The 14,604-nt window shown below is 35.1% G+C and carries 8 protein-coding genes and 1 pseudogene; all 9 read right to left on the minus strand.

Going from position 1 to position 14,604, the window contains the following annotated elements; genetic code table 11:
- Positions 1 to 34: 34 nt before the first annotated feature.
- The gene (locus E1J38_RS01680; protein ID WP_133354518.1) at positions 35 to 1,753 is read right to left on the minus strand and encodes a RagB/SusD family nutrient uptake outer membrane protein; all 1,719 of its coding nucleotides are present in this window, start codon (positions 1,751 to 1,753) and stop codon (positions 35 to 37) included.
- 25 nt (positions 1,754 to 1,778) lie between these two features.
- Positions 1,779 to 4,841: a SusC/RagA family TonB-linked outer membrane protein gene (locus E1J38_RS01685; RefSeq protein ID WP_133354516.1), complete on the minus strand. Its 3,063-nt coding sequence runs from the start codon at positions 4,839 to 4,841 to the stop codon at positions 1,779 to 1,781.
- Between the two features lie 45 nt (positions 4,842 to 4,886).
- Complete coding sequence (locus E1J38_RS15185) at positions 4,887 to 5,837, minus strand: RagB/SusD family nutrient uptake outer membrane protein (protein ID WP_255449754.1); 951 nt, start codon at positions 5,835 to 5,837, stop codon at positions 4,887 to 4,889.
- Between the two features lie 207 nt (positions 5,838 to 6,044).
- Positions 6,045 to 6,761: pseudogene (locus E1J38_RS15245) on the minus strand (RagB/SusD family nutrient uptake outer membrane protein); the annotation flags it as partial.
- Positions 6,762 to 6,771: 10 nt separating this feature from the next.
- Positions 6,772 to 9,945 (minus strand): SusC/RagA family TonB-linked outer membrane protein, encoded by a 3,174-nt coding sequence (locus E1J38_RS01695; protein ID WP_186525797.1) that lies wholly within the window; start codon positions 9,943 to 9,945, stop codon positions 6,772 to 6,774.
- Positions 9,946 to 10,430: 485 nt separating this feature from the next.
- Positions 10,431 to 11,432 carry a GntR family transcriptional regulator gene (locus E1J38_RS01700; protein WP_133354510.1) on the minus strand — a complete coding sequence of 334 codons (1,002 nt, stop codon included), beginning with the start codon at positions 11,430 to 11,432 and terminating at the stop codon, positions 10,431 to 10,433.
- 266 nt (positions 11,433 to 11,698) lie between these two features.
- Complete coding sequence (locus tag E1J38_RS01705) at positions 11,699 to 12,505, minus strand: pseudouridine synthase (RefSeq protein ID WP_133354508.1); 807 nt, start codon at positions 12,503 to 12,505, stop codon at positions 11,699 to 11,701.
- Between the two features lie 218 nt (positions 12,506 to 12,723).
- A complete protein-coding gene (locus tag E1J38_RS01710; RefSeq protein ID WP_133354506.1) occupies positions 12,724 to 13,626 on the minus strand; it encodes a geranylgeranylglycerol-phosphate geranylgeranyltransferase in 903 nt (300 codons plus the stop codon).
- 39 nt (positions 13,627 to 13,665) lie between these two features.
- Positions 13,666 to 14,595, minus strand: coding sequence for a mevalonate kinase family protein (locus E1J38_RS01715; protein WP_133354504.1), 930 nt, complete (start codon positions 14,593 to 14,595; stop codon positions 13,666 to 13,668).
- Positions 14,596 to 14,604: the final 9 nt, after the last annotated feature.

Here is a 14,604-nt window from a genome sequence, read left to right on the forward strand (position 1 = left end):
TTAAATATTTTTTAATTCTTTTTAAAGTTTAGCTTTACCAGCCTGCATTTTGTTCTATTTCAGGAAATCTCAAAACTTCATCATTAGGAATTGGCATATATAATGAAGGAAAATCTCTGTTCTCTACAGACGGAATACTATTATAATTGGTTCCATTAAAGAAATACCCTTCAGCTGATTCATTTAAAGATAAGCCCCATCGTCTTAAATCCCAAAATCTGTGACCTTCAAAACTAAGTTCTAAACGACGTTCATTTCTAATAAGCTCGCGCATAGCTGCTTGTGATGTAATAGATGCCAAATAATTATCAGGTTGATCAAGCCCTGCTCTTTCTCGTATTGCTGCAATAACTTGACGAGGTGTGATACCATTAACTTGATGATCTGGACCCCCTATTTCATTAGCTGCTTCTGCAAATATTAAGAATAGTTCTGTATATCTAAAATATACATCATATGTTCTCTGACCAACAGCAGTTCCATCATCATTTAATCTTACGCTTGGGTGTAATGTCTTTTTTAGATAATAACCTGTAGTTGTTGAAAACTCAGGAATAGAATCTAATCTATCAATACCTCCTCCTTCTCCAGTGTTAATGGTACCACCTCCAAAAGAATCTCCATTACGCACAACAAATTGAGCCAATCTAGGATCTCTGTTTGCATATGGATTTTGTGGGTCATAACCATTAGCTGCTGTAGCAGGGAAACCATCTTGCATAGGGAACGCATCTACAAAATTTTGAGTAGGATTAACTTCTCCTCTTCCATTTACAGAAGGTGGAAACATACGTCTTTCAATACCAGAACTTACATTATTTGGTATAGAACCTCTCCAAATCATTTCGTCTGTAGTCGATGGACTATATGTTGTAAAATAATCGACTCCATTAGATGATAATCCAGAAACACCTCCTATAGTATTTAATAATTCACTTGCCAATGAGGCCGCCATTGTGTAATATGATTGATCATTCAAGAACGATGGGCTGGCCGCAAAAAGCGCTAAACGTGCTTTTAAAGCTCTTACTATTCTACCAGAAATTCGCAAATTATAGGGAGAACCATTAACAACCTGATAATTGTCAAAATCATATTGTTGATATATTGGATCAACAGCACCGGGATCATCTGAATAATCTGTTGGTAATAGCGCCAATGCCGCATCAAAATCAGCCATAATAGCTTGAACAGTAGCCTCGAAAGATAAACGCGGTGTATTAAAATCACCATCAGCCTCTATAAACTCTGTTAAGTATGGTACTCCTAACAATTGCCCAGAAGCACCAACACCTGCATGTGCTTGTAAAATATAAAAATGATGCAAAGCTCTTAGAGCAAGCGCTTCTCCTTCCATACGCATATAAAACATTTGGTTTATCTCTTCATTGGGAGACCATAAAATCTCACCAGCATTGATAATTTCCAAAAATTTATTTACCCATAACACACTTTCATAATTATTCCAACGTGAAGCAGGATTAAACTGCGCATTTAAGCCACCACTTGCCATACGCTTAAAGTCATTATCTAATTGATTATTTACAGCATCATCTGTTGCAGCCTCAATAAATGAGAACTGATCTATTAAACGCGAATACCCATTCAATAATATACCTTCGGCAGATGCCGGATCTGAACTAATAAAGTCATAGTCCAATCGGTTTTCATCAATAGGTTCTAAGAAATTATCACAGCTAATTACGCCCGTAAAGACCGCTATAATTACTATATATTTTATTAAATTTTTCATTTTATATATCTAATTTTTTATTTTATTAAAATGACATTCTTATACCTAGTGTATATGATCTAGCCTGAGGTCCAGTACCAACGTTTAACTGACGGATCCTTCTGTTTTCAGCTACTTCTAGCAAATTAGTTCCTTGTAAATTTAAACTAAAATCTTGAACTCCAATTTTATTACATAAGGCATCCGTAAACTCATACGTTAACTGTGCTCTATTAATTCTGAAAAAACTGTTGTCATATAACCAGAACGATGAAGTTTGAAAGTTATTTTGATTATCTACAGCTGATAATCTTGGGAATGTTGCTGTGTTAGCTGTTTGTGGTGTCCAACGTCCTAATACTTCTTCAGAGTATTTATCGTTTCCATTTGGGCTAAAGTAATTATTAAACCCAGTTAATTTATTAGCAAGTGCTCCTGTTTGACCAGTTCCTAATACAAATAAATTAAATCTTTTGTATTTCAAGTTAAGGTTTACACCATAAGTCCAAGGACTGGCACTTTGCCCTAGAGCTACTTGGTCATCTTGATCTATATCATTATCACCATTTTGATCTCTATATTTTATATCTCCAGGTTGTACTGCAAACTGTGGTTCAGGTAAACCATCCTTTAATTCATAAACTCCATTTACTAAATCAAAATCAGATTCTGAGTAGAACCCTAAGTCTTCTAACCCAAAAATAGTAGATAGTTCTAAACCTTGTCTGTTTTGATATGCAAATTCATTAGTTTCAGAACGTTTTGAAGCTTCTGTTTGACTGTATAGTACGTTTGCTCCAATACCAACTGAAAAGTCATTAAAGGTTTTGTTAAAGTTCAATCCTAATTCAAAACCAGTATATATATTAGCATTAAAATTATCTCTAGGTCTAAACGTGTTATAGTATGACGGATATTGATCGGCTAAAAACACCAGCTGTTTATCTAATTCTGTTCTAAAATAATTAGCTTCTAACCAAAGTGAATTCATTAAATAGCTTTCAAAACCTACATTTAAGTCTATACGTTCTTCAAATCCCATATCAGGATTAGCTCCTTGTGTAATAGTTTGTCTTCTGTTAGAATTCAATCCATCTGCCCAAGTAAAACTAGCCCCATCTCTATAATTTTCGTCATATAAATAGTAACCATTAATTCCTCTGTCTGAACTAATAATTCCTCCAGAAGCCTTTAATTTAAGATAATTTACAAAATCACTATCTTTTAAAAACGGCTCTTCACTTACAATGTAGCCTAACCCAACTGTTGGTGAAAAACCTCCTCGGTTACCTTCGGCTAATTTAATTGAGTGTGCATAAGCTCCAGAAAAATCAACAAATAATTTTTTCTTGAAGTCGTAAGTCAATTGAAACCCTAAATGAGAATCTCTATCGGTTTGAATGGCTCCATCTCTCCTTTCAGAATTGTAATATCCTAAAACCGTAGTGTTGATTGAGTGATTGGTAGCGAAAGTTTTATCATAATTAACTAATGCATACATACCTATTCTAGTAACAAATCCATTAGAAGCTACATTCTCGGATAAATCTCCTCTGTCTTGTCCAAAGTCCTGTAAACCAGTTATTTTTCCATTGTCTTGTCCAGTAATAGCATAAGCTCTGTATTGATTCGCTATTGAGGTAGTATAAGCCTCGTAGAAATCAAAACTTAAATAGGTTTTTGCTGACAGTCCTTCTGTAACCTTAGACAAATCAAAATTAATAGAATTATTCAACTGCGTTACACGAAATACATTATTTTGATAACCACCAGCGATAGCTCGTGCCACGGGCGCATTTTCTCGAATTTGCTGAGCCGTACCAAGCAAATTACCATTAAAAACATTAGCTCCAGATAATAGCGTTGCTAAATCTGGGTTATTTTCAGTATCTAAGGCACTCACAGGAATTAAAGGTGCATAATCAAACGGTAAAAATGTAGTATTTGCACTTAATAGGTTGGATCTAGAACTTTTATTAGTTTGTATGATTGCCACCCCATCAATACTACTGGTAATCCAGTCGCTTACCTTAAAATCTATATTTCCTCTTACGTTAAAGCGATTAAGCCCTGCATTGATATCTTCATTTATATTAACCCAAGCTTCATTGTAAAGCCACCCTGTGTTAACATAGTATTGTGATTTATCATTACCTCCAGAAAATTCAGCAATAACATTATGAGTATTAATAAATGGTTGCACAAAATCTAGTAGGTCTGTGTCTGGATATGTAAGCGGATCTAAACCGCTTCTTGTATTATCAATTCGATTTACTCCATTTTCATCAATACTGTTTCTAAATAAGGCACCATCATCAAGTGACGCACCATCATTAATTCGTGCCTCATCACGTAATTCCATAAACGTAGCAGCATCTAAGTAATTTGGTAAAGCTAAAGGTGTTCTAATACCAGAACGCACATTCACATTTACCTCCTTTTTGTTTATTTTACCACGTTTAGTGTTAATAATGATGACACCATTTTGTCCTTGGCTCCCATATAGGGCCACGGCATTAGCATCTTTAAGTATGGTGATTTGCTCTACCTCTTCCATGTTTAACACGTTAGGATCTCTTCCAAATACACCATCAATTACAAACAGGGCATTTCCAATGCCTCTGATACTACCTGAGCCTCTTACACCCACTGTTAAACCATTAATATAATCTCTTACAAACTGCGTATTATCATACGTTAAACGGTCTTTTGTATTTACTGACGATACAGAACCAACCATATCACGTCTGTCTCTGGTAATCACACCCATATTTATTTCATCGTCTTCTGAAGCAAGGAAATCAGATTTTTCTAGAGTTACGTTACCAGCTATGTTAGTTAATCTAACAAGCTGTGATTCATATCCTTTTTTCTGTATAACAACAGTTTCGTCATTAGCTAATGCTATAATGAATACCCCGTTGGCATCGGTAGACGTTTTAATACCGCTAGGACCGTAAACGTTGACATCACCTAAAGGGTTCCCTTGTTCATCAACGACGGTTGCCGATACTTCCACGCCCGCCGATTGAGCAGTGGCAATACCACCAAAGCACAACATGGTGAAGCATATGAGGGCAAACATCCTATATATTTTATTTATCTTCATTTTATTTTCTTTAGTATTTTAATATTTATAGTTTGTACAAATTTATTACCACCCTGGGTTTTGAGGGAAACCTTCATAAAACTGTGTTTGGTTAGGTTCAAATGGTAACCAGTAATGTTTTGGATACTCACAAACTCTTTCTACAATCAGGTATTCTTCGAAGAAGGTCCAATCCTTATCAAAATATAATCCTGTTTTCATTTTGTATTTGTCCTCATGGGCTACTCCCCAACGACGGATATCCATCCATCTGTGTGCCTCGAAAGACATCTCCACTGCTCTCTCACGTCTCAGCTCATCCATAAACTTGATGTTGTCTGCAACAATTGCAGGGTGTACATTGGGTATTCCAGCTCTGTCCCTTAACGTGTTTATAGCCTGTTCTGCAGTTAATGCAAAACCATTGGATGGCGTAGTTGCTCCCTTGGCTACATGAAGAGCCTCTGCATACATTAGGTAAACATCGGTCAACCTCATATGGATGCGCATTCCTGTAAACCTTCTAATGATATTGTTCCCACGCTGTACATGGTGCTGGCCATTGATTTCTGGATAGAACTTCTTGAACATATATCCTGTACGCGAAAGACCTCTCCCATCACGGTGAGCACCAGAATTACCGCTCCCATCGTCCCATAACTGGGCAAATTTATTTGCCGCTGGTACGCCTCCTCTGGTAGAAATCGTGTCCCTATCGGCAAAAATCCATGCATCGAAACGTGGGTCACGGTTATCAAACGGCTTGGTCGCGTCGTATAGCGTAGGGCCATAAGCACCGCTCAAATCGTCCTCAATGGATAGACCATTGGCCATTCCAAAATTGTTGTATACATAATTATGGGTAGCCTGTTCATTTCCAGACAAGTTTTGAGCAATCGGTCTTGGGACACCTGCTACCATAAAAGCTCTTGTCTGACCAGCAGATGAACCTCCCGAACCTGCAAAGATTAATTCATGAGCTTCTGGAGCAAGGCCGGGCCACCTGTTTGCTGGCACTTCCCATAATACCTTTTTGTAGTCTTCCATGTTCTTTGCCAGTGAATATTCGCCTGCCTGTTCCAACTTGAGCACCTCTGCAAAAGCCTCGGCGGCCATAGAGGCCAGTTCCGTATCATAGGTATAGGTGTCGATTCCTGGTTGGTTATTGAAATGCATTAACGGACTAGCCGCCCAAAGTAAATTTTTACCTTGAAATGCATAAGCAGCTCCTTTTGTTACCCTACCGGCATTGTTGCCCAATGTTACCTCTCCGTAAGACTCATTGTCCCAGTTTACGGGCAATAGCTCGATGGCTTTTTTGTAATCCTCATTAACGGATAATGCAACCTCTTTATAGGTCTCTGGACGTGGTGTGGTAACTGCACCCTCGTATACTTCGGTGATGTGAGGAAAACGCCCCCAGAACTTCATGATCTCGTTATGGAAAAACGCTCTGAAAAAGTAGGCCTGCCCCAATATTACGTTCTTTTCCTCAGTGCTGAGACCTTCCATCAAATCTTGGTTGGCTAGTACTATATTGGCCTTACGAATACCTAATAAACTTCCGCGCCATACTCTGGGCCTACGTCTAGCTTGAGGGTTATTGGTGTCACCAGGTCTGCCTTGGTGTGTGTTCTTACCTAAGTAAGCAAATCGTTGTCTTACCCAATTGTCCAACAGACCTCGGTCTACGGCGCCACTGAATTGGTTTTGCCTGTAAGTGTCATCACCAAAGGTATAGTCCTGGAAGGAATGTCCGGAAGTACCATACTCCACAACCAAATTGTACATCTCCTCAACAAAACCTTGAGAGCTACGGAAGGTCGCAAAAACATCTGTAATATCTATTTCAGCTTCTGGTGCAATATCTAAATATTCTTCGCAAGAAAATGCAAAAAGCAAACCTAGAAGCAATGCTATTTTTATTTTAAAATTTTTCATATCTCTTTTTTTAAAAATCTAAATTAAAACCGACATTAAATTGTGCCATAGTAGGATAGTCTCCTCTAAAAGTCGAATCTTGAGTTTGACTACTGTTAAATTCTCTATCATCTGGTAAATCTGTCCATAAGAACAAGTTATTACCATTAGCAAAGATACTTAGCGCTTTAACCCCTATACTTTCACATATCGTTTTTGGGACTTTGTAGTTTAGTGCTATAGCCCTTAACCTTGTTAAAGACCCATCAAACCATACTCTTCTTGGATCGGTATCTCCTCCTAGCACACTACCATCAGAAAACTGCGGTTGTGTTCTTGTAGCTGTTGGGTTATCTTTAGTCCAATAGTTTCTCTCATGCGCAAAGAATGTATCTATTTCATTTGAGAACGTTCTACTAGAATAATTTCTATTGGTATTTTGTGTACCATAGAACTGAGCAGAAAGACTCCATCCTTTGTATTTTACTCCCACTGTAGAAGCCCATGTTCTTTGTGGACGTGTTGGAAAACCAAATGGCACGTTATCTAAAGCAGGATTATATACACCATCACCATCATAATCAACTAAGTTATAATACCCTGTACGAATATCCCCTTGTCTATTTAATAATGGCGTTGAACTATATAAATCATCTAAACTTGCCAAAATATCTCCGGGAATAGCACCTCTTTGCTGACCAATAGGAAAACCAGCAGCTTTTTGGTAGAACGGACGTAATTCTGGATCTTCTCTATCGATTACTAGATCTTTAGCTTGCGTAAAGTTAAAATTACCAAAAATATTAATTCCATTAGCAAAGGTATGGTTAGCACTTAACACAATTTCATAACCACGCACTTCAACTTTACCTCTATTAAAAGCAGGTGGGCTAGCTCCAAACAATTCTGACACGGCCCTTTGACCACTAGGTATTAGGATATCATTACGATTTTCCCCAAAAAAGTCTACTTCTGCCTTAATGGCATTATTAAACAATCCTAGCTCTACTGCATAGTTATACTTTATAGCTGTTTCCCATTGTAGATTAGGATTACCAACATTAGCCTCTGAGAAAAACACATAATCTGAACGTGTATTAGAGGCATTAGGGTTTATAAAAGCACCACCATTGTTAGTCCAAGTTTTCTGATATTCAAATCTATTTCCTCCACTATCATCTCCAATTAAACCGTAAGACCCTCTAAATTTTAATAGATTTATCCAATCTATGTCTTCCATGAATGCTTCATTAGATACTGTCCAACCAGCTGCTACCGCTGGAAAGAGATCAAAACGAAATCCTGGACCATATTTTTCAGAACCGTTGTAAGCACCACTAATATCTAAGAAGTACCTTTTATCATAATCGTAAGTAACCCTACTTACCCAGTCTTCACGAAAAACAGGAAAACCATTACCTGTAGCACGTTGCTGACGTCTTACCAAAAACAATCCTGTAACAGCATGTTTTTCAGCAAAGGTCTTGTTATAGTTAAAAGAAAAATCATATAATAAATTACGTCTCATACGTTGATTAGCAGAACCTTCATTACCATCAAGTATTTGTGCAGGTTCCAAACTCCATGGAAATGGCACAAAACCAAAATCATTCACCCCATTTGGAGATTCTATTCGCTCTTCAAAATCTTGATTATATATACGATACCTCACATTTTCTTGACTATCTGCTCCATTGTCTAACAAACGCTGTCTGCTTGTAGATCTATTATCTAAGGTCAAACGTCCTTGAAACGATAAACCCTTGGTTATAAAGTCTAAGTTCTGATTTAAAACAAAGTCAGTATTTATACTGAAGGTATTGGTGGTAGTATATCCTGTATTTGTTAAAATAACTAAAGGATTTGTGTTTGCAAAAATATCTGCGTCGTCTCTACCAAATGCCCCATCAGGAAAAATGGGTGTAAAAGCATTAGGAGCCAACTCGTATATGGAATTTGTTACCAAATTTATATTTCCAGGCGTTTTTTGAATACCATAAAACCCACCAAGTCTAACAGAAAACTGCGTGGTTTTTGTGATATCAAAATCAATATTAGTACGGTAGTTAAATCTATCATAAGCATAACCACTCTCATAGCTTTTACCAGTATCATAGCTATTGCCATCAAAAATATCGGACACCTTTTGGTAAGCTAAACTACCAAAATACCTAGCATTATTTCCGCCACCTCGAACAGATAAATTAACACGATAGTCTTGAGCAAAATCTTTTACAAGCGCATCACGCCAATCTACGTTAGGAAAAATTAAAGCCTCCTCTGGACTAGCCGGATTACGAAATCTATCTGCAATGGCTATAGGTCGATAATTATTCCAAGCTTCCTCCCTCTGAGCAAGCTCACGCAATATGGATGAATTTGCTTCCATAATAGCATCAAAAACATCTAGTTTTTCTGGCAACTTAGAAACAAACTTTGTGGTAACGTTGGTCTGCAAAGACAGTTGTGCTTTCCCTTTTTGACCTCTTTTAGTTGTAATCAAAATAACACCATTAGCACCCTGAACACCAAAAACAGCTGTAGCAGAGGCATCTTTAAGCACGGATAGATTTTCAATATCGTTAAAATCGATATTATCAATATCCCTTGGCGCACCATCTACAAGTATTAAAGGCTGCCCGTCACCATTCCATGATGCCTGACCACGAATAAAGATTTGCACATCATTATTACCCGGCACACCATTACCTTGTATAGCAACCACACCTGGCAAATTACCTTGTAAGGCTTGCTCAACGTTAGTAATACCTGAGTTTAACTCTTGTAAGTCATCACCTTTAATTTGGGAAATAGCCCCAACTACACTTTCTTTCTTCTGGGCACCATAACCAACAATAACCACTTCATCAAGACTTTCCACGTCTTCTTCCATAGTTACATTAATGGTTGTTCTGTTGTTTACTTGAATCTCAACAGATTTAAAACCTAAGTAAGAAAACACTAAGGTTTTTTGACCAGACGTTAATTCAAGCGAATAATTCCCGTCAAAATCTGTTGACGCTCCGCGGGTAGTTCCTTTTTGCAATATACTTACCCCAGGTAAAGGTATACCGCCAACATCTGTAACAACACCAGAAATTTTTTCCTGAGCCTGTAAATTAGCAACTGTAAAACTGGAAAAGACCAGTGCTACTAAAAGCGCTAATGCAGAAACAGAAAATTGTCCTTTAAATTTTTGTTTCATTTTGAGTTTTAGTTTTAACATATATTATAGTTTTACTAGTTAGTATGACCAGAATGAACAATCAATTCTAAAAAAGTCATAGTAATCAACAACAATGTTACAAATTAAGACATTCTATCCTATCCTGTTCTATCCTGATATGTAGTTATTTTTTCATAAAATATTTAATTTTTAGATTAATAGTTAAACAATAAGCTGCCTAAATTTAAAATAAAACTTTTAAAACACAAATTTGATTTACGCCTTACCTCATTAACTTATTTTAAAAAACCTGTCAAAGTAAATAATACTAATGTCTATAATTTAACTACCAAAAAAAGTTACCATTTAGCATTTTACTAGAATTTAACACCCTGTTATTATTGAGGATAAATAAAGAAAGAACAATTACACTATAATATAGAAACTGAAAAGGAAACAATTATCCAACTTCAAACATGATAACATATTTAAATAGTCATTCATTTGAAAGTTACACACAAATACTATAGCGAGTCTCTAACAATAAGTTTGGTATCTAAATATGTTTTTGGAATTTCATCTGAAGAAATAAAGTCGGCTACTTTAGTTCCAAATTCTTTAAAATCTATAGAGATGACAGATATTCCTTTATACGTGAATCTTTTAAGCGGTGTATCATTGTAAGACAAAATACCTACGTCTTTACCAATTTCATAATCTGCATTGGCACTCTGACTTAAAAGCTCGTAAAGAATACGATCATTCACACAAATGTAAGCAGTACCTTTTTCTACTGTGAGCATTTCTGAGTTAACACAAACACTATGATCTATTTTATTAGATTCACAAAACGCTTTAAAATAATCAACACTCTCATAAGGATGGTACGTATACTCCGGATAAACGAATACTAATTTTTTATATTTTTTTAATAAGCATTTTGCCTCTTCAAGACAAGCATAAAAAGCTTTTCCAAAGTCTTGAAAAACATACCCTCCTGAAACCTGTAAGTTAGCTTTCCAATCAATTAATAGTAGTTTCTTTTTATCTATCATAGCTAGGCTTTTTCTGACTCCGGGGTGATCAAACCCCATAACGATGTATTTGTAATACTTTGCATTATCAACATCTAACATGGTCTTAAAGTTTTTTACATTATAGTGATGAAACTGTAAATCAACAGCAATGTTATCTGGTATACAACTCATAAAAGAATGATAAAATACTTCTTTGTAAGCTTTGAATGTACTTATTAACATAAGCACCTTCTTTCTACTTTCTGTGATGTAATATCCTTTATTTGGAGTAGAATTAATTAAACCTTGTTTTTTTAATAAGGCATAAGCCTTGTAAACGGTATCTCTGGAAACTCGGTAGTCTTTACTAAACTCATTTATTGAAGGTATTCGGTCTCCTTGCTTAAGCTTGTTACTTTCAATGGAGCTTTTTATTGCATTGGCTATTTTAATATATTTAGGACTATCATTGTCACTTAAGTTTTTTATTGTAATTTTTTGATCTACCATGTATTTTCTTAAATAAACAGTCTAACCTATAAAAATAAAGTGTATTGAAATTCATATTCACACTTGAAGACCGCAGAATGAATCAAATAAATAAAAATTCAAAATATAATCTATCCTGCTCTATCCTTGTCTATTATTCAAGAATGTATCAATGGGAATAAAGCTAAGATCTAGTGCTCCTAGAAACACCTTAAGCTTTCTGAATACAGCAAATAACATTTCCTATAAGAGAAATTTATAAATAAAAAAACTAAAAATAAAACTCGTTAAAGCATTTGAAGCATGCTCAGTTCATCTTTTGATAAGTGTTTCCAATGACCGCGAGGAATGTCCTTTTTAGTAAGATGTCCAATTGCAACACAATCTACACTAATGATATCATAATTAAAATACTCAAAAATAGTGCGTATGATGGTATTACCCGTGTTCTTTATTTTAAGGCCAACTTCTTTTTTTGCAGCACCATCTATATAACTAATTTCCTCAACCGAAATGAGTTTGTCTTGTATCTTAAATCCGTTCTGAATTTTCTTTAAATCTTCTAGCTTTAGGTTTTTATCCAACTCTATATGAAATAAACGTGGTACACCATGTTTAGAATTTTTGAATTTATCTTCAATATCCTTATCATTTGTAAATAGCAGTAATCCTTTAGAGTTTCTACCTAAACGCCCAATAGGTTTAATTCGTGACGTGGTAGCATTAGCAACCAAGTCCATGACTGTGCGCCCCTTACCCTCACTTGTAGTTGTAGCAAATCCTTTTGGCTTATTTAAAAGTACATAAACTTTTTGCTCTGGATTTACTCTGGCACCATCATAACGTACCTCATCACTTGGCTTTACTTTATAACCCATTTCTGTGATAATTTTTCCGTTTACAGATACCAAACCGGTAGCAATATGAACATCGGCTTCGCGTCTTGAGCAAATGCCTGAATTTGCTATGTATTTATTTAATCGGATTTCATTAGAGTTACTTTTATTTACCTCAGCCTTTGGTTTTACATGAGGCTTTGATTGACTCTTATTAAAACGTTTACCCTGTGGTTTTCCTCCGCGTTGCCTGTTCATTGAATTTTATTTTCGACAAAGATATGCTATAATAAATGATTTTTAATTTACGATTTGCAATTAGTTAATTAATTGACTGTTTACTAGTAATAAAGATGAACTTTTATGCTTAGAAATAGACTCTTGCTTCTCTTTTAAACACGAAAAATATATACCCACAAATACAAGAATAAAATTATCTATAAAAGCCCTATCAGACTTAATAGCAACCCAATGATTTATATTCTATTTAGAATTACACTGACATCAATAAGCAAAATACTAAATACTCCTGCAAGTAAAATAAACTTTAAGATGTTATGCAAGATTAGGTAATGTATTTTGGTTTTTGAACGCCATAGCAGAATTAAGAACAAACCTAACAAGCCTGTGGCTGAGTAAAAGAAGATATACATATAACCTACTGTGTAATGAAACAACAATAAATAGGTTGGCAGCAACGTAAAAATAGCTAAAACAGTTAGCATTAGTTTTGATACTTTTTCGCCATAAGTTACAGGGATAGTTTGGTAGTCTAGTACTAAATCACCTTTAATATTTTCTAAATCTTTGGTGAGTTCACGCATAGAAATAATTAAGAACAAATAGGTAGCATGAACAAAAATGACAGTTTCAAAGTTTTTGTAATACATGAAAATGGCAAAAAATGGCGTGACAGTTAACACTGCAGATGTTAAGTTACCCACAAAAGGTAGTTTTTTAAGTTTATGAGAATAAAACCAAATACCAAATATATAAACCGAAAAGAAAACTACCGCCCTAAATGATACATAACTGGCCATAATTACTGCCAAAAAGTTGAGCACAAAATAGAACGACAATTTTGTGTTTTGACTTATTAACCTATCAAGCTTTGATTTTATAGGACGATTAATTAAATCTTTTTCTGAATCGTAAAAATTATTTATGATATATCCCCCTGCAATAGTAGCACTTGTTGATAATACCAACATTAAGAGATTAATATCAAAAACTACTTCCCTGAGAGGTAAGTCTGGAGATAAAATGTAAATGGAAGCTAAGTATTGAGCTATTAAAATAATTAGAATGTTATAACCTCTAACCACAGAAAACATACTAAAAAACTTTAGCAAAAAATATTTCTGTTTTCTTGAAAGCATTTGAAGGTATCCTGAAAATTTCAGAATAAAAATAAGGAATTAGAAATTATAAACAACTTCCAATTTATGTCCTGAAAGTGATTTCTTTGCTTTAGCAATGTCTTCTGTAAAACCAAGAATGTATCCGCCTCCACCAGAACCACAAAGTTTCAAGTAGTAATGGTTAGTTTCAATACCTTTCTTCCAAAGTTCATGGAATTGTGAAGGAATCATAGGTTTGAAATGGTTAAGAACCACTTTAGACAACTGTTTTGTGTTTTTGAACAACGATTTAATGTCTCCCTTTAGAAAATCTTCAACACAAGCATCTGTATGTTTAATAAACTGGTTTTTAATCATTTTACGAAACCCTTCTTGCTTCATGTTTTCCATAAAAATACTAATCATAGGAGCAGTTTCTCCGGTGATTCCACTATCCAATAAAAACACAGCTCCTTTGCCATCAGCTTTTTGTGATGGAATACCAGTGGCTTCAATATTATCTTTAGAATTGATAAGAATTGGAATACTTAAGTAGCTATTTAATGGGTCTAAGCCAGAAGACTTTCCATGAAAAAATGACTCCATAGCTGAAAAAGTAGCTTTCAGCTTTAACAGTTTTTCTCGTGTTAAATTTTCAAGTACCGTTATTTTATCCTGAGCATATTTATCATAAATGGCTGCCACTAAAGCACCACTACTACCAACCCCATAACCCTGAGGTATTGAAGAATCAAAATACATACCCGCCTCAATATGGTTTTTTAAAGTCTCTAAATCAAAGGTCACTAGATTTGTATCAATACCTTCAATATATTCAGCAAATCTTCTCAAACTTTCGTTTGATTTTTTAGCTTCTTTGGACGGATTTTTATCAGTTTTTAAAGCACCATTGTAGAAACTGTAAGGAATAGATAAACCTTTAGAGTCTTTAATAATACCATATTCTCCAAAGAGTAATATCTTAGAGTAAAAAAGTGGTCCCTTCATATTTTTAAC

The sequence above is a fragment of the Seonamhaeicola sediminis genome (assembly GCF_004358095.2).
GTDB lineage: Bacteria > Bacteroidota > Bacteroidia > Flavobacteriales > Flavobacteriaceae > Seonamhaeicola > Seonamhaeicola sediminis.

Coding starts and splice junctions, on each gene's coding strand:
- E1J38_RS01680 (WP_133354518.1), bottom strand. CDS start 1,753: ATGAAAAATTTAATAAAATATATAGTAATTATAGCGGTCTTTACGGGC.
- E1J38_RS01685 (WP_133354516.1), bottom strand. CDS start 4,841: ATGAAGATAAATAAAATATATAGGATGTTTGCCCTCATATGCTTCACC.
- E1J38_RS01695 (WP_186525797.1), bottom strand. CDS start 9,945: ATGAAACAAAAATTTAAAGGACAATTTTCTGTTTCTGCATTAGCGCTT.
- E1J38_RS01700 (WP_133354510.1), bottom strand. CDS start 11,432: ATGGTAGATCAAAAAATTACAATAAAAAACTTAAGTGACAATGATAGT.
- E1J38_RS01705 (WP_133354508.1), bottom strand. CDS start 12,505: ATGAACAGGCAACGCGGAGGAAAACCACAGGGTAAACGTTTTAATAAG.
- E1J38_RS01710 (WP_133354506.1), bottom strand. CDS start 13,626: ATGCTTTCAAGAAAACAGAAATATTTTTTGCTAAAGTTTTTTAGTATG.
- E1J38_RS01715 (WP_133354504.1), bottom strand. CDS start 14,595: ATGAAGGGACCACTTTTTTACTCTAAGATATTACTCTTTGGAGAATAT.